The following is a 17,487-nucleotide window of genomic DNA, read 5'->3' on the forward strand; positions in this document are numbered from 1 at the left end:
GTTGTTTACAGGGCAACGCAACTTTATTTTCAGACTGCCAGCATGGACAACCGAAAAGATAGGCTTTGAATAGATCAGATTCAGAAATAAAGCGTATTCATATCAGCGAGACTAAATAAAAGTACAAGCAAGGTTAAGGTTGGCACGCCGATTGTCATAGTGCCGCGTAATCCGTTCTGATGTGTGACGGTAAGCAAACGAACTTCTTGCTGTTCGCCTCATCGCACTACCCAGCTGATGGCTGGTTGCCTTAAACGACGCTCCTCTGTAGCAGTCTCGTTTGCGATGTTGGAATGGTTGGTAATGCAGCAATGCATGAATGTAGGCTTATAAATTTAGGCTGAAAGTGAGTGGGAACGCCAATGAAATAAACCCATAAGCCATCTGCAATGGTTCCTGATATAGACCGCAGAATGGCTGTGTAAGACGGCACGTAATAGGAGATAGCAATACCTGCCTTCCTTGTAATCAAGGTTGTGTGTTATCAGTTGTTCGAAAGACCTCGGTGAAAGGTTGAACATGAGTCAAGCCCTGTAACAGGGCTTGGCTTGTACTTCCTAGTGAAAGAAGAAAAAAACGGGATGTATTTCGATGCGAACGCAAGTGAGTGTGAGAAATACAGATCGTTGATTGCACGAAGTGCGATCATTAAAGTGCCGTGACACATGACACGACGGACAAGTGAACAGTGACACGCTTAAGCGTATAAATTACGTGCATAATTGAAAAAATGCACGATTTTTTTACAGCTAGTGAAAGATCCCAATGAATGCCAAAAGCAAGCCAAAAACGCTTAGCGACATAAGAAAAGCCATAGCTAAAGCAGGCAAACAGGGAAAGCTTCGTAAGCTATCAGCAGCCGAAAGCAAAACAGCCGAAAAGCTCAAAACAATGATCGCCTCCCTAAAGACGGGAAAAAATGTTCAAAACAGGCAGTTAAAGACTTGGCTAACTGCCGCTCAGTATCAACATCTGATCGACAACTGGGAAGCTCAAATAGCTCTACGCCTAGATTCAAAGCAAAAACCCGAACCAATCAACAAATATCAAGATTTACTGCGTGTTGCCATCTTCACCTACAACAAAGCCGATTCATTTAGTAATCGCGGCAAACATGACACAGCATCAAAACTATTCAATCAAGCAGACGGTCACTTTGAACGTGCCTTAGAACATTTACAAGAAACAATCGAACATGACCCGTCCTTGCAAACTTGGTTCGACAGACCAATTAGCTTTGACCACAAAAGTGACCTAGGACTTGATTTTGACAGCATGCCTCGTGTCATCGTGTCACGAAGTCACTTCGGTCAGTCGACTAAATCGTCCGTGCTTTCATTTCAAAGCAAGCAAGATGTAAAGCTTCAATCTGTAGAAGCGGCCTTGCAGGAGCTGCTGTACGAAACGCCCGATATAGACGTTTCGAAAAGCTCAAAACTATCCAAGCTACTTAAGCAGCTCGACGAGCAAGATGATGATTAGCCAACAATCTCCATCAGCTTGCCGTAGCTATCAACCACGTCATATTTGACCTTGGAAACGTCGACTGTCTTGTTAATTTCTTCAAAAAACTTACGGGCACAGTTGATCTTGGATTTTTCAATCTCGCTAAGCTGCATGGTCGACATAGAGCCTTTAGTCTCGGCCACAAAGTAAATGTGCTTGACGCTACCCTGCTTGAACGAAATAGCCCAATCAGGGTTGTACGAACCTACAGGCGTAGGAATAAAAAATCCCCTCGGCAGCTTCGCATAGACCACAACTTCATCGCTTGTATCTAGTTCAGTTACAAAACGACGCTCAACATCAGAATCTGTGACAACGTAGTCATAGATGTGCCGCTTGAGCTGTGCCCCAGCTTTTGAAAAGTCCTGCTTACTCTGTGAACTAGTGAAAATATCAATGTCATGCGTCTCGGCAATCGGGTCGTATGTCAGATGCTCAATGATGCATGTTGCCTTTTGCTCATTGATTAGACGACTAGCTTCAGCAATAAAGTGCTCGGGATTAGTCTTGAACTGTGCGAAGACAGCTACAGAAATGCCCTTGAGAATATTGGCAATGGTAGATCGCGTAAGCTGCGTCGATTCTGCAATTTTCCCAACCAGATCGTACTTAACCGACGAATGCACTGAAACTCGTTCTGTAGCTGTTTCAGTCTCAGTCAGCTTAAATGCATCCCCTCGCTTCACATCGTCATAGGTTGCTACAGCTTCCTGTTCGCCACGATGAACGGTGTACTGCAATGGAGCGACTCGAAGCTCTGTATCAAGCGTAGCAACACTCTTGGAAACTAGTTCGGTACTGTCAAAGTGAACGCTGTAAGCAGCTTTACGATTGATCCTGTTCCAAAGCTCTTTAAATTCCTTCTTCTCAAAGTTTGCATTTAAAGGGTTTGTTTTAGCTCCCCTGTCGTTTTCAGGCAGAGGAATTTGAGCCTCGTTGAACACGCTGTCGATCAATGCAAATACCTGCTCGGCATACGGCTTTAGTTCATCAGGCAACGCAGCAACAGTCCCATTACGCTTGTCTGCATGGTACTTCTCAGCAACACGATCCACATCATCCGTATAGTCGTTCTTCAGAAGGTACTTATAGATTTGCTTGGCAATCTGTGGCGTTACTTCAACATCACCACTTTCAAGCTTAAGCACCTTGCCCGTGAAATACGTCTCACTAGCAACACGAGGACGCTCGGACAGAGAATCGCTAATGTCACGCTGTAAAGCAGTTACAAAGTCTTTGTAGCTTTCGCTGGCAACAACCGTAAGCACGTTTACTTGGTGAACGGTTGCAGGATTGTCCATACGGTCGCCGTGCTGGTTTACAGACAAACGCAGCCCTCGACCTACTTCCTGACGACGTGAGATTGTGTTGTCGCTGTGCTTCAAAGTACAGATAACAAAGACATTGGGATTGTCCCAACCTTCACGCAGTGCAGAATGAGAGAAGATAAAACGCACTGGCTCCGCAAACGACAAAAGACGCTCTTTGTCTTTAAGAATCAAGTCATACGCATCAACGTCGTCTGCTTCAGTCGATTTCTTGCTTGTCTCAGGATCAACAAGCCGCTTGGTCTTTTTATCAATCGAAAAATAGCCGCTGTGTGTCTGGTCTGTATGAATGCCCTTAAGGTATGCGTTGTAAGCAGTGTCCTCTAGCGTCAAAATCTCATTTAAAGCTAGGTTGTACTCTTCTTCAAAAATGCGGGCGTAGTCGCCCTTTTCATCGTCTTGGCTGTAGTCACGGTACTTCACAACCTCGTCGATAAAGAACAAGCTCAAAACTTTAATGCCTTGATGGAAGAGCACCTGCTCCTTCTCAAAGTGAGCTTTGATAGCCTCACGTATCTGAATGCGACGTAAAGAAGACTCGCTTACATCACCAACAGCCTCGCCTGCCAACAGCTCAACACCGTTCGTAAAGCTCACAGTGTCAGTGTTCGCATTTATGTCGGAAATTACATAGCCGTCACGGTATTGGTCCAGTCCGTTCGATTCATCGAAAAGATTTTGCCCCTTAGTCAGTTTTCGAACGACACGCTTAATGCCGTTGTTCTGCTTTACTTCAAATTCAATACGAGCTTCGGGCGGCTTGCTTGCACTTACCTGAATGCTTTCAAGGTATAGGTAGCTGTTTGTTCCCGACAAGCCTTTTACTGAAATGCCACGTACCGCAATTTTCTTAACTAGTTTTTGGTTGTACGCATCCAGTGCATCTAGACGATGAATCTTGTTATGCGTTGTTTTGTGTGTCGCAGAGTAGCGAAGCAGCATCAAGGGATTAAATTCTTTCAAAGAATCTAGAGTCTTAGCACCCTCCATCTTCTGCGGCTCATCCAATATCATGATCGGCCTATTACCTTTGATCACATCAATTGGTCTCCGTGACTGAAATTCATCTAGCTCTTCGTAAATCCTACGAGCATCCTTGCCTGTTGCATTGAAGGCTTGAACGTTGATGACCATTACGTTAATCCCTGCATCAGACGAATAGCTCTCAAGGTTGTGAAGCTGCTTAGAGTTGTAGATAAAGAAACGTGCCTTCTTGCCGTAGCTTTCTAAGAAATGGTCTGCTGTAATTTGAAGAGACTTGTACACACCTTCACGAATCGCAATGCTCGGCACAACAATGATGAACTTACTCCATCCGTAGAGCTTGTTTAGCTCAAAAATTGTCTTGATGTAGCAATAGGTCTTGCCAGTACCCGTCTCCATCTCAATATCCAAATTGATTGGACAGACCTTAGTTGTCGCAAGATTAGGAGAAATTGCAAGATTCTGACCACGCTGCACCTGCGTGATGTTTTCCAAGACCTTACTTTGGGGAATGGACAGTTCAGCATTCTTAAAGCCCATCTCAAAGAGCTTGGCCTGCTCTGTGCCAGCAACAGCTTGACCCGGATCGACACGGTACTGAACGCCGCTTCCATTGGATTGACCTGCAAAGCAATCTACAACGGACTGCACTGCTTGCGTTTGATACGCCTGTACTTTGAATTTAAGCTTCATCGTCAGGCCTTAGATGCACTTAACTTCTGTACTTGGAGAAAGCAGCTTAAAGATTTGCTCTACGTTAATCTTCACGCTATCGGACTTAAAGCCAGCATCACGGAATACAACACGTAAAGGTTGACGCTTAGCAAGCTCCTTAACAAAGTCCTCATCAACGCCGCCCTGCTTGTCGAAACAAGCCACAAGTGCATTTTGATCCACAAAAAAAACCGATTTTTCTTGAATCATTTCATTGGAAATTGGCAAAGAAAGATCGACGCCCCAGTCAAGCAGCACTTGGAAAAGCAAGTCTTCAGCCGTTCTATCGCTACGTACGTTGTCCTCTTGTTCACTTAACAAGTCCTGCGAAATAGCATCAGGGTTGTAGTACACCTCAGACATATTAGAGCTATCAACCTTCAAAACTCTAAAACCAGCATCAAAATATGCCAGTCCTCCAATCCTCTCTTTTATAGACGAAGAAACTCTTCTAATTCGCTCTCGACCAATTTGAGGAATAGTTTTATAACCAGCCTTGTATGCCTCACTTAATGAATCACAATCTTCTGTCACTTGAATCATGATGAACCGCCGATTACCACCGTCCTTGGCATTTAAATTCATGATGGCATGTGCAGTTGTAGCGGACCCCGAAAAGAAATCGAGGACTATATCGCCATCCCCTACAAGACACTGAGATGCAAGCGACTCAACCAATCTTGTTGATTTTGGGTGTGGAAATATCTTTGCATCAAAAATATCTTGCAACTCTCGTGTTCCCTGTGTGTTTGCAGGTGCAACTAAAGAATTTGAAATTCGATCTTCTTCTCTTTGCACCATCCATGTCGAGACAGGAACAGTTTCAAATTTAGCCTCATTCTTGAAGCGTTTTAGCATTGGACGACCGCTAACTTTAGCTGGGAAAATAATTCGACCGTCAGCTATTTTTTCGGCCATAGTCTTACGACTGTACGGCCAATAACGCCCCTCAGGAGGCAGAAAAGAATTACCTGTCAATGGGTCTTGAATTGGATAGTGAACGTCACCGCCAGATTTTCCGGCACTTAAATTATCCGCTTTCCATGGCCCTCTAGGATCGTTATCAGGATTGCTGTATCCCTCATAGGTTCTACCAATACCAGCCAATTTAGATTTTTGTTTACCGTAACACAGGACATACTCATGATCTGAGCTTGTGTTATCAACCGAATCCATCGCACCACTTCTGCGTTTCCATACAAAGGTGCAGTAAAAGTTATGCTCCCCAAAAAGCTCATCGCAAAGTTTTTTTAAATTTGCGTATTCGCAGTCATCAATTGATATAAAGATTACACCGTCATCGGACAACAAATTTCGTGCAAGCTTTAATCGAGGATAAATCATACTCAACCAACTTGAATGGAAACGACCATTTGATTCATTGTTTGCCACTAACTTATTTCCAGAAGCATCAACTTGATTAGACCGCATTAGATAATCTTGAGAGTCTTCCGAAAAATCATCTTCATATATAAAATCGCTGCCAGTGTTGTAAGGAGGATCGATATAAATCATCTTTACTTTATTAAGGTAAGTTTCCTGAAGCAACTTAAGTGCCTCTAGATTATCCCCTTCGATATATAAGTTTTTAGTTGAGTCAAAATCAACACTTTCTTCTCTTGAAGGCCGTAAAACTTTCGCAATAGGCGAATTAGCTGAAATTAAAGCCTCACGTTTGCCAGCCCAATTTAACTGGTAACGCTCTTGCCCAAGATCAACAGCATCCTTTGATAACTCTTGTTTCAAAAGATCGAAGTTTACAGTGCGGACTATAGATCCATCAGATGCAATTACCTCACTTGTACATTCAGGGAAAATTTCAAGTATTTTTTGCACATTAACATCTACTTGATCAAGCGAATGCATTTTCATTTTTTTCATCATCAAACTCTCAATATTGATTAAGCAGTTAACTGCTCAACGTCACTCTTAACATTACGCAGACGCGTATTCAATTCAACTTTTTTATTAAACTGTTTTTCGGTTTTTAATTTATTTTCTATTTTTTTTAATTCGCTCATTTTTTTCTTCACAAGATCATCTCTTTCGAAATATTCATGAAGACTCTCGGTTGGACGAGCTTTTAATTGAGTCAAAGATTTTAGTATCTGTTCATATATCGAGCCAAGATTTAAAGAGTAATGCAACTCAGCCCTTTCGGAATTAATATCCAACCAGTCAGTTTTTCCATACTCATTCAGTACCCATTGGTTCGAATTTGCTTCATTACGTCTTTTAAATGCAGCAATCATCTTCACTTTACTATAGGAAAACACCTCGAAGACTATTGGGAACATGACGGCCTGATCTATGCACCGAAGCACTTCTTCGCTAATCTCTTCGCCTTTTAGAATAATTTTGAATATTTGAAGCTCGGGGACACCACTTGTTGATGATAAATTTACTGTTTCCGGAGCAAGCTTGTACTCCCAGATAATTTCATCGACTTGTTTTATAAAAAGGTCTTTTTGCTTTGATGTAACCGACCCATGTTCATAGAATTTAGATTTTGGAATGGTTCTTCCAAAAAACGCAGACTTAGGGAAATTGAATAACATATTTGCCATCAACCCGCCTGCACAACGATGAACGAAATAAGTTCAAATTCATCAAGCCCTGCAATTGTGTTGACTAGGGCTGTTGTCTTTCCACTTGAAAACAAGCTATCCAAGTCCTTCTCTTCCTTCACATCAATCATCGACTTGATGGCTTTACTTAGAAGTTCAGAGTGCCCTTGCATCTTCCGACCATCGGCCGTCTCATCATTAAATCGTCTGCAAGCATCTAGAACGGGCTCAGCCTGCCCTTTGCAGCTACTCCTTACTAGGTCAAGTAACGGCTTTACTTCCGTATGGTTAGCGACAATGTTGCCGTCCTTGCCTACGTAAACAAGATAGTAAGGATGCAAACGATTGTGCTGATTGATATTGACGCTTTCGTTGCGATTGCGGAGCGTAAAAATCGCTCCAGCAGGCAGACCTTGCTCTGGCTTTGCGGCAATGACGGCGTGCATGCCGTTTGGTAAGCCCGCCAAGTCACCATTCGTTTTGACGTAGTTCAACAAGTCCATGCGAAAGTCATTCAACCCCAAATCGGTGATTGACACACCCGTCTTTAGGTCTTCAAGCTCAATCACTTCTTCTTGAAGCTTTCTCAGCTGCTCTTTTCTGTAGGCAACGTCGTTAGCTTGTGAACTGAGAACGTTGTCGTCACCTGTGGCTGTCACGTCAGCAATCATCATGCGACTCTCAACACGCTCCTTCAAGTTGATGTACTCATCAAGAGATATGTCAGGCCAGTAGTTAGCAAGTTGGATGCTGTCATTTTGCGATCCAATTCGATCAACTCGACCAAAGCGTTGGATGATTCGAACAGGATTCCAGTGAATGTCATAGTTCACTAAAAAATCGCAGTCCTGAAGGTTTTGACCTTCTGATATGCAGTCAGTACCTACAAGTATGTCAATGTCTGCTGGCTCGTTCGGCAGGACAGACATTTTCTCCTTGGATCGCGGGGAGAACAAGGTAAGCAGCTCTTGAAAGTCGTAGCTCTTTTTCAGCGTGGACTTTGGTGCATCCTTACCAGTAACGCGAGCACTGTTCAAGCCCTTTTCGCTAAGCAGCACAGGAGCAAGCTGCTCATAAAGATAGTTCGCCGTGTCCGCGAAAGCTGTGAAGATCAAAACTTTTTTGTTGCCAGCATTTATCGGGTTTTCAATTTTCTTAAAAATCAGGTCTTTGAGATGCTGCAACTTAGCGTCATCGGCAGGTGTTATTTTTCGCATTGAAGTTAACAGAGCGTCAATGATCTGCATGTCAACTTCAAGATCGTGCTTCCACGATGGCAAGTCCATGTCCGCAAGATTGATCTTCACCTTGCTGCCAATTTCATCATCACTTAAAAGAGGAACATCATCCTCGTCAACTTCAAGCGTTTCAACCTTATCAGTCCAATCACTTACTGAAGCAGTTGTGCTGCCTTGATCGAACGCAGCAATCTTTTGCAGAGTACTGCTGTGGTTGTTCTTAAGACTTTGAAGGGTTAATCTGAATGACTCGACGGAACTTTCTAAACGCTTGAGCAAGTTAACCGTCATCAAAGCTTGCAGACTCTTCTCACGGTCCAGCTGCCTTAACTTTCCTCGGTTGCCTTCAACCTGCGTGTCATACATGTCCTCGTACTTCTTAAGACGACTTGGCAGGATGTAGCTAACAGGTGCGTACACAGACAACTTCAAGAGGCTAAGCTGTTCAAAAATCTCATTGAAGCTCATCACATCTGTTCTGTGTGTGAGCTTGCAATTAAATGAAAGCGGCTTACGACGCTCAGGGAACTTGCCAATGTCCGTCGTATCGTAGAACGTCTGTATGTGCTTTCTAGAACGTGCAATGGTAACGCTATCTAGTAGTTCAAAAAAATCAAAGTCGAGTGAATCGAGGATCGCTCTGGCCGTACGCTCTTCAGGGGGAAGCTTTGCCCAACGATTGAATGCAAGTTGAGCATTGCGGAAAATATCTTCTACAGACTTTCCTGTTCGCAAGCGTTTGGTTAGATTTTCAGAGTCACCTTCATACGCTAATGCCAGCTGATTACGCAAATCAGTGAAACGATTGTTCACTGGCGTTGCTGACAGCATCAAAACCTTGGTCTTTACGCCTTGGCGAATGACTTGATTCATCAGCTTTTGATAGCGTGTCTCTTTGTCCTTGTAAGCGTCGTTGTTACGGAAGTTGTGTGACTCGTCGATCACCACAAGATCGTAGTTGCCCCAGTTAATTCGATTGAGCGGCGTACCAAAAGACTCACCCGAAGTTCTGCTCAAATCAGTGTGAGCAAGAACATCGTAGTTAAAGCGGTCTTGTGAAAAGATGTTTGTCTTAAGGTTGCGGTTATAGTTCAGCCAGTTGTCAGCCAACTTCTTAGGACATAAGACGAGTACAGACTTGTTCCGAAGCTCGTAATACTTAACGACAGCTAATGCCGTGAACGTTTTACCAAGACCAACGCTGTCCGCAAGAATGCAGCCGTTGTACGTCTCTAGCTTGTTAATAATGCCTGTTGCAGCATCCTTCTGAAAGTTGAACAACTTCTTCCATATCTGCGTCTCTTGGTAGCCTGTTCGATCATTAGGCAACACGTCTTCATCAAGGTCTTCAAGAAATTCGTTGAAAATGTTGTAGAGCATCAGAAAGTAGATACGTTCAGGGGAGTTTTCTTGATACACGGATGCAATGTGATCGCAAATCTGCGTTGTCACATCCTGAAGCTTGTCCGTGTCATTCCAAATCTGCTCAAACAACGTCAAGTAGGTGCTTGTAAAGGCCTTGTCGTCCATCTTGTTTACTAGATTTGAAACAGCATTGCCTTGCTGATAGCCAAGGTCAACAGCTGTAAAACCGTGCAGAGGCATATAGGCAGTGTCTAAACCTTCAGACTGCACACATGCGAACTGCTGCATGGGTGCTCTAGATTTGTTTGACTTAAATGTAGCCTTGCGACGCAACCATTCTGCACATTCCTTAGCTATTGCTCTCTGTGTCAGTTTGTTACGAAGCTGTATCTCAAACTCTGTACCGTAAAGACTCTTCTCGCGGTCAAGCTTGGGTATGTGAAATTCCCGACGCTCCTTGGTCACCTTGTCGGTAACTTCATCGGCTGTAAACGTTGGGGCAGTAAAGATGAATTGAAGTGAGTCGATCTTTTCAAGCTCAGTCTTCAAAGCTTCGTATGCATAGATCGAGAAGCACGAAGCTGCGACCTTGAGACGGGATGCGGGCTTGAGTGTGCCTTTAAGGTCGTCACCTAGCAGGTGATTGATGTTGTCTAGAAGCTCCATGGCTTAGCCCTGAGCTTTCGACTTTTTTTGGAGCTTCTTAGGGCTTTGTGCCGTGTCCACATGCTTCACAAAGTCCTTCATAAACTCTCGAAGCACTTGAGCAGCTGGAACGTCCTTCTGATGACATGCTGACATGAACGCATCCCGCAGCTCTGGCTCTAGACGAATACGCATTCCAGCATCTTTCATGACATTCTCTCGGTTACACAATGTGTATCCAATGTAACCGAAGTGGCGTAGTTATGGAAAGTATTTTTTATCAAACTGAGCTGCAAACCGTCAAAGCTGCTATCCATGGTGGTCAGGGGTTAAAAATCACCATCTTGAAAGCATAAGTACTGCCCTTCAACTTTTTACGCAGCTAAATTTTTTGAATTGCACAGCCCTTTTTTAGTGTGCTGCACTGCTTTTAAAGCCCTACAAGCGGCGTATTGCCACACAGAGCTACATGCACCAGCACTTTTGCTTAAAACGCTGTGCAGGGCTTGTACGCAAATCTACGTCTAGCCGTGGCATTTGTGCCACGAAACACAGCTAAATAGCACTGAGCATAAATTACACAAAACATGCTCAGTGCAGCTAAGTCGTTGATTTTATTGAGGCACAAAAAGACAAAAAAGAGGTAGGAATTTTGAACATACGAAAACATACTAATAGCACTGTTTCAATATCAAAGCGAAAAAGACAAATGACCAAGCAAGCCAAAACACTTAACGAACGCGAACTGCAACGTTTACTGGATTTTGTAACCAAAACAAAAAACGCAAAACGTAATCGGGTGATCCTGCTGCTTACGCACTTGGCAGGAATGCGGATTGGTGAAGTTGCTGCTGTGCGTGTTTGCGATGTGCTTGCGAGCGATGGCACTGTGCGTGACGAAATTAACCTTACAGCTGCTCAAACAAAGGGCAACCGCAGTCGCAGCGTATTGCTTAACGAACGTATGCAGGCTGAAATTGCAAGCTACATCAGCACAGTTCGTGTTCGTGATCCAAAGCAAGCCCTTTTTGCTACGCAACGCAGTGCAGCGTTTACAGCCAACTCACTCACCCAAGTTGTTAACGGAATTTATAAGCAAGCTGGAATGGATGGCTGTAGCAGCCACAGCGGTCGTAGAGGCTTTCTTACAAACCTAGCTGAAAAAGGCGTGAGCGTTCGCGTAATGATGGCACTTGCAGGACATGCAAACATGGCGACAACACAACGCTATATTGATTTGCGTCCAGGTGTGTTGCGTAACGCTGTTGAACTAGTTTAAAAGCTTACTGCTTCGACACATACATACCATCTTGAACAGTGTAGTCAGCCAATGCATTACTGACCATTTTTTCATCCGTAGTGTGATAGTAAGTCCGTTCAATTTGGGCAATACTTGTACCGCACATCTCGGCAATCGCAGTAATAGGCACGTTACTGTTAACTCGCTTAGTAATAAAGTAATGTCTACAGCTATAAGGTACCAAATCTCGGTCTTGTCTGTTTACTTTAGCAAGTCCTAGAATTTTATCGAAATGATAGCCAATGGTTCGGGCTGAAATTTTGCTAGTACCGTCATTGCTAAAAACTAGATAGCCAGCCAACATTACTTTTGCCTCGCTGTCATTTGCATTTTTAAAATGTAGCTTATGTGCAAGTTTGAAAAGTCTTTCCAAATACCTTTCTGAATCTTTAACAGCAAATCTTCTGGTCTTTCGTGTTTTACTGGTAACACCCCGAACAGTTATTTTTACAAGATCAAATTCTTTGCTTCTAGCCCGTTTATGCTCCATGTCTACAACGTCACCCCATGTGAGCTGCATCTGCTCACCACGACGCATACCTGACAATAAAGAAACTCCTAGGTAATAGCCGCCAATAGCTTTAGTAAGGTTATCTTCATTACTTAGATCTTTTTCCGCTTCAGCTATGTAAGCCCTCAATGCAATTGTTATTGCATCAAACTCGTAATCTGTAAATGTATTTCTGCGGTTAGCTTCATCACCTGTGTCTATACGTGGAAGTTTCTTAAAGTCAAAGCTGTCGATATATGTTTCACCACGTTTGTATAGCCACTTCATCATTGCATTGATTGTGGACTGTTCGTTTGCAATCGTAGTTGTACTTACTTGTAATTTCTTTTTGCCCTTTGTGCGATTAACTAGGTAATCCTCACCGTCCGTCCGCTCAAGTTCTTTTAGCTTTACATCGCGACCAATAAAATTTAGCCAATGCTCAAGATGCGTCTTAATAGTTCCATAGCGACCTTTAACAATGCCATTGGGCTGCCCTATTTCTTTCTCACGGTTTTCAAGGTACTTTTCTACGCCGATTTTAGTTGTGAGTGAAAAATACTTTTTCCCAGCAAGCTCACCAGCTTTAAGCTCGTGATAGTGCAGCTTAGCTTTATCGATTGCCGTGCTTTTATTTCTGGTTTTTAAACTAAATCGGGCGTATTTGTGCTCTTTGACAAGCCACATACGGAATTGCCAATACTCTCCACGCTTGTAAATTACAGCGTCATCAAATATCGGCTCTTCACCTTCTTCAAATGTTTTTTTCTTAAGCGTCATTTAGGGCTGCGGGTTGCTACGATTTTGAATAGCTGCAACGATGTGCAGCATTACGTGCAACTTTAAGCTCAGTGCTTAATAAAATCAAGAACTTATTTTGGCGTGTGTCACTTATGTGTAACTTGTAAATCGTTATAAATCAACAACTTACAGTAGGAAAACTACTCCCACTCTATTGTTGCTGGCGGTTTTCCACTGATGTCGTATACAACACGATTGATGCCGCGCACTTCATTAATAATGCGATTGGACACTTTACCGAGTAAGTCATGAGGCAAGTGCGCCCAATGTGCAGTCATAAAGTCTTGAGTCTGTACGGCTCGCAAAGCAACAACATATTCGTAAGTTCTACCGTCGCCCATCACACCTACCGATTTAACCGGCAAGAATACTGCGAAGGCCTGACTAGTAAGGTCATACCAAGATTTTTGACTGACTTCATCAATCGTATTGCGTAGCTCTTCAATAAAGATCGCATCCGCACGTTGCAGCAAACTGGCAAATTCCGCTTTAACTTCACCCAAGATGCGAACACCAAGGCCGGGGCCTGGGAATGGATGGCGATACACCATCTCTCGCGGTAATCCCAGGGCCACCCCTAACTCACGAACCTCATCTTTAAACAACTCACGCAAAGGCTCCAATAACTTCAGGTGCATGTCCTCAGGCAAACCGCCAACGTTGTGGTGACTCTTAATTGTGTGCGCACCTTTTTTTCCTTTACCAGCAGACTCAATCACATCTGGATAGATCGTTCCTTGAGCAAGCCATTTGGCATTTTGAATCTTTCCTGATTCTGTCTGGAAAATTTCTACAAACTCTTTGCCAATAATCTTACGCTTTGCCTCGGGATCGGAAACGCCAGCCAACTCACCCATAAAGGTATCTTTGGCATCTACTCGTATTACCTTCACACCAAGGTTGCGAGCAAACATCTCCATCACCATGTCGCCTTCGTTTAAACGAAGCAGGCCATGATCAACAAATACACAGGTGAGCTGATCACCGATAGCGCGATGAATCAACGCAGCGGCAACACTAGAATCAACTCCACCCGACAAACCTAAGATAACTTCCTCATCACCGACTTGCTGGCGAATGTTTTCCACCGCCTCGGCAATGTAATCGCCCATGACCCAATCTGGCTTACATGAGCAAATCTGATGCACAAAGCGTCCCAGAATAGCCTCACCTTGTAGCGTGTGAGTCACTTCTGGGTGAAACTGGAAAGCATAAAAGCGACGCTCTTCGTCAGCCATACCGGCAATCGGGCAAGACTCCGTTGAAGCCATCAGCTTAAAAGATGGTGGCAAAGTCGTGACTGAATCACCGTGACTCATCCACACCTTCAGGATGCCATGGCCTTCGCTAGTAGACAAGTCTTGAATCCCTTTAAGTAAGTTGGTGTGGCCATGAGCACGCACCTCTGAATAACCAAACTCGCGAGCTTTACCTAGTGACTCGGCTGAGGCGACGGCACCACCTAACTGGGTTGCCATCGTCTGCATGCCATAACAAATTCCAAGAACAGGCACACCCAATTCAAAAACGATTTGAGGTGCACGAGGACTTCCTTCCTCTGTCACGGAGCTTGGGCCGCCCGAGAGAATAATTCCCTTGCAACCCTGCTCTTCTACAAACTTTCGAATGAATTCTGGATCACAATCGTATGGGTGGATTTCTGAATAGACGCGTGCATCACGCACACGTCTTGCTATCAATTGGGTGACTTGTGAACCAAAGTCGAGAATCAGTATTTTGTCGTGCACGAAAGAACCAGTCTTTAATTCAGCTTCAATTTCAGCTTTTGTTTATTTGTTAATCAATATGGTAATTCGGTGCTTCCTTAGTGATCTTCACATCATGAACATGTGACTCGCGCACACCTGCTGAAGTGATTTCCACAAAATTTGCTTTCTCATGAAGCTCTGCAATTGTCTTGCAGCCAAGATAACCCATTGAGGAACGAATACCACCAGTGAGTTGATGCAAGATTGCGAGCACGCTGCCTTTGTAAGGCACTTGACCCTCAATGCCTTCGGGCACAAGCTTTTCTGCATTGGCTGCACTGATATCACTCTGGAAATAACGATCGGCTGAACCATCAGCCATCGCGCCTAAGGAACCCATACCGCGATAACTCTTATAGGATCGCCCTTGGTATAAGAAAACTTCACCAGGCGCCTCTTCAGTGCCGGCAAACATACCGCCCATCATGACAGCGCTCGCACCTGCAGCTAGAGCCTTAGCAACGTCACCCGAGTAACGTACACCACCGTCAGCAATCAGTGGAATACCAGTGCCTTTGAGTGCGGCAGCCACATTCACAATCGCCGTAATTTGTGGCACACCCACACCAGCAACAATACGAGTAGTACAAATTGAGCCAGGGCCAATGCCAACTTTCACACCATCAGCGCCATGGTCAGCCAAAGCTTTAGCGGCATCACCCGTGGCAATGTTTCCACCAATGACCTGAACATGGGGGTAATTTTTCTTAACCCACTTCACTCGATCTAATACGCCCTGGCTATGACCATGGGCAGTGTCTACCACAATCACATCTACGCCAGCGCGGACCAAGAGCTCAATACGCTCATCGTTATCCGGACCAACACCAACAGCGGCACCAACGCGCAACTTTCCTTCCCCATCTTTGCAAGCATTGGGATGCTCAGTTGCCTTCAAAATATCTTTAACAGTAATCAGACCGCGCAACTCAAACTTGTCGTTCACCACAAGCACACGTTCGAGACGATGTTGACTCATGAGGCGCTTAGCCTCCTCTAATGAGCAACCTTCTTTCACCGTAATTAAGCGCTCACGTGGTGTCATCTTGGTTTTGACTGGAGCATCAAGGTCTTCCTCAAAACGCAAGTCGCGATTAGTAATAATTCCAACAACCTCTTTACCGACAAGCACAGGAAAACCAGAAAAACCATGTTCACGTGAGAGTTGAATCACTTGGCGTAGCGTGACATCCGGAGCGATCGTGATTGGATCACGTAGAACACCAGACTCATAGCGCTTCACCTTAGCCACCTCACGAGCCTGTTCGGCGGGCTTCAAGTTTTTATGAATAATGCCAATACCACCTTCACTGGCCATGGCGATCGCCAATCGACCTTCCGTGACCGTGTCCATAGCAGCGGACACCAGCGGTGTATTAAGTGAAATATCTCGAGTTAACTTACTTGCCAAGCTGGCATCCCGAGGAAGTACCGATGAATAGGCCGGTACGAGGAGCACATCGTCAAAAGTGAGTGCTTTTTGAATGAGTCGCATGCAAAACCCCTAGTCGCAAAAACCGATTATAGCCTCCTAGCCTTTCTTTTAGCTGCGGCGGCCTGGAATTTGGCATCCTGGTTCTGATTCGCTTTCTTACGGCGGATAGCCTTGGGGTCTGCCAGTAGCGGTGCATAAAGCTCCAGTCGATCCCCAGAATAAATAGGGCTATCCCACTCCTTACGCTTACCAAACACCCCAAAACAGCCTTTTCTGGCCAAGATAGGATCGGTTGGACCTAATGCAATACCGGCCTGCACCAGGGCTAAACCAACCGTAGGGTGCTCATCTGGGGCTAGTTTCAGGGTAAAAGGGCTTAATTTGGGTTCACCCTGCCTAGCATCGCAAATCAGAATATCCAAGGATTTACTGACCATAGAGGTCTTCAGCCCGCTTTACAAAGCAATCGACAAAGGTCCCGGCAATGTGTCCAAATACTGGGCCAATAATCTTATCTAGGATGACACTCTTGAACTCCCAATGGAGCTTGAACTCCACTTTACAAGCATCTTCCTTCAGGGGGATAAAGTTCCATTGACCTGAAAAATGCTTAAATGGACCATCCACAAAGACCATATCAATGGTTTCAGGGCGATGGTTGATGTTGCGGGTATGAAAATACTGATTAATACCCTTAAAGTGGATATTGATTTTGGCATCCAAAACCGTCTCGGTTTGTTCGAATATTTCCACGCCACCACACCAAGGAAGGAACTCTGGGTAACGCGCCACATCCGTCACCAAGCCATACATTCGGTCGGCGGATTGGGCAATTAAAACGGTCTTGTAGACGTCTGCCATAATCGATCCTGAGAAGCTAAATAAATATGAGTATCGTCGATAACAAAAAAGCCTTCTTCGATTATTTTATCGAGGAACGGTTCGAAGCAGGGCTCGTTCTAGAGGGGTGGGAAGTTAAAGCCATCCGTGCGGGTCGCGTGCACATTAAAGAAGCGTATGTTGTCATCCGTAAGGCGGAGCTATTCCTGATCGGCTGTCACATTACCCCCCTACTCTCAGCTTCCACTCACATTGTCCCAGACAGTACCCGCACCCGAAAATTACTACTCAACGCCATTGAGATTCGCAAACTGATCGGAAAGGTAGAGCAAAAAGGTTATACCCTAGTCCCCTTAAATCTTCATTTCTCAAAAGGCAATGTGAAATGCGAGATTGGTCTTGCGCGAGGCAAGAAGCAGCACGATAAGCGCGCAGCAACCAAAGAGCGCGAATGGGAAGCTCAGAAGGGTCGCATTGCCAGGGGCGACTTGAACGCCTGAGCGGA

Annotated in this window: 13 protein-coding genes; 3 read left to right on the top strand and 10 right to left on the bottom strand. The window is 44.6% G+C overall.

Translation table 11 applies throughout. From position 1 onward, the window contains the following. Positions 1-765: 765 nt before the first annotated feature. The gene (locus tag AOB49_RS06680) at positions 766-1,482 is read left to right on the top strand and encodes a hypothetical protein (protein WP_062309163.1); all 717 of its coding nucleotides are present in this window, start codon (positions 766-768) and stop codon (positions 1,480-1,482) included. Here the strand turns inward: AOB49_RS06680 and AOB49_RS06685 are convergent. Genes AOB49_RS06685 through AOB49_RS06705 form a run of 5 tightly spaced genes read right to left on the bottom strand, consistent with a single transcriptional unit; the run spans position 1,479 to position 10,557 of the window. Then, positions 1,479-4,511, bottom strand: coding sequence for a type III restriction-modification system endonuclease (locus AOB49_RS06685; RefSeq protein WP_062309165.1), 3,033 nt, complete (start codon positions 4,509-4,511; stop codon positions 1,479-1,481). The genes AOB49_RS06680 and AOB49_RS06685 overlap by 4 nt on opposite strands. A gap of 9 nt (positions 4,512-4,520) precedes the next feature. Further along, positions 4,521-6,416, bottom strand: coding sequence for a site-specific DNA-methyltransferase (locus AOB49_RS06690; protein WP_245640632.1), 1,896 nt, complete (start codon positions 6,414-6,416; stop codon positions 4,521-4,523). Positions 6,417-6,433: 17 nt separating this feature from the next. Continuing rightward, entirely contained in the window at positions 6,434-7,099 is a 666-nt protein-coding gene (locus AOB49_RS06695; protein ID WP_062309167.1) for a DUF4391 domain-containing protein, read from the bottom strand. Further along, the gene (locus AOB49_RS06700; RefSeq protein WP_062309169.1) at positions 7,099-10,368 is read right to left on the bottom strand and encodes a helicase-related protein; all 3,270 of its coding nucleotides are present in this window, start codon (positions 10,366-10,368) and stop codon (positions 7,099-7,101) included. The genes AOB49_RS06695 and AOB49_RS06700 overlap by 1 nt, the downstream gene beginning before the upstream one ends. A gap of 3 nt (positions 10,369-10,371) precedes the next feature. Next, positions 10,372-10,557: a hypothetical protein gene (locus AOB49_RS06705; RefSeq protein ID WP_062309170.1), complete on the bottom strand. Its 186-nt coding sequence runs from the start codon at positions 10,555-10,557 to the stop codon at positions 10,372-10,374. 499 nt (positions 10,558-11,056) lie between these two features. Between AOB49_RS06705 and AOB49_RS06710 the strand changes: the two genes are divergently transcribed. Next, a complete protein-coding gene (locus AOB49_RS06710) occupies positions 11,057-11,626 on the top strand; it encodes a tyrosine-type recombinase/integrase (protein WP_062309172.1) in 570 nt (189 codons plus the stop codon). A 4-nt stretch (positions 11,627-11,630) separates the two neighbouring features. On the opposite strand, the gene AOB49_RS06715 is transcribed toward AOB49_RS06710, so the two are convergent. The 5 genes from AOB49_RS06715 to AOB49_RS06735 all read right to left on the bottom strand — a co-directional run bounded on the left by AOB49_RS06715 (position 11,631) and on the right by AOB49_RS06735 (position 17,003). Then, a complete protein-coding gene (locus tag AOB49_RS06715) occupies positions 11,631-12,917 on the bottom strand; it encodes a tyrosine-type recombinase/integrase (RefSeq protein ID WP_062309174.1) in 1,287 nt (428 codons plus the stop codon). A gap of 161 nt (positions 12,918-13,078) precedes the next feature. Further along, positions 13,079-14,686 carry a glutamine-hydrolyzing GMP synthase gene (guaA, locus tag AOB49_RS06720; RefSeq protein ID WP_062309175.1) on the bottom strand — a complete coding sequence of 536 codons (1,608 nt, stop codon included), beginning with the start codon at positions 14,684-14,686 and terminating at the stop codon, positions 13,079-13,081. Between the two features lie 49 nt (positions 14,687-14,735). Then, positions 14,736-16,202 (bottom strand): IMP dehydrogenase, encoded by a 1,467-nt coding sequence (gene guaB / locus AOB49_RS06725; protein WP_062309177.1) that lies wholly within the window; start codon positions 16,200-16,202, stop codon positions 14,736-14,738. Positions 16,203-16,228: 26 nt separating this feature from the next. Beyond that, a complete protein-coding gene (locus AOB49_RS06730) occupies positions 16,229-16,579 on the bottom strand; it encodes an RnfH family protein (protein ID WP_062309179.1) in 351 nt (116 codons plus the stop codon). Then, on the bottom strand, positions 16,569-17,003 hold the full coding sequence (locus tag AOB49_RS06735) for a type II toxin-antitoxin system RatA family toxin (protein ID WP_062309181.1): 435 nt from the start codon (positions 17,001-17,003) through the stop codon (positions 16,569-16,571). The genes AOB49_RS06730 and AOB49_RS06735 overlap by 11 nt, the downstream gene beginning before the upstream one ends. A gap of 26 nt (positions 17,004-17,029) precedes the next feature. Here AOB49_RS06735 and smpB point away from each other — a divergent pair, with 26 nt between their 5' ends. After that, positions 17,030-17,482 (top strand): SsrA-binding protein SmpB, encoded by a 453-nt coding sequence (smpB, locus tag AOB49_RS06740; protein WP_062309183.1) that lies wholly within the window; start codon positions 17,030-17,032, stop codon positions 17,480-17,482. The last annotated feature ends 5 nt before the right edge of the window (positions 17,483-17,487 follow it).

Origin of the sequence: Polynucleobacter sinensis (assembly GCF_001595985.1) — a bacterium.
In the GTDB taxonomy this organism is placed as follows: domain Bacteria; phylum Pseudomonadota; class Gammaproteobacteria; order Burkholderiales; family Burkholderiaceae; genus Polynucleobacter; species Polynucleobacter sinensis.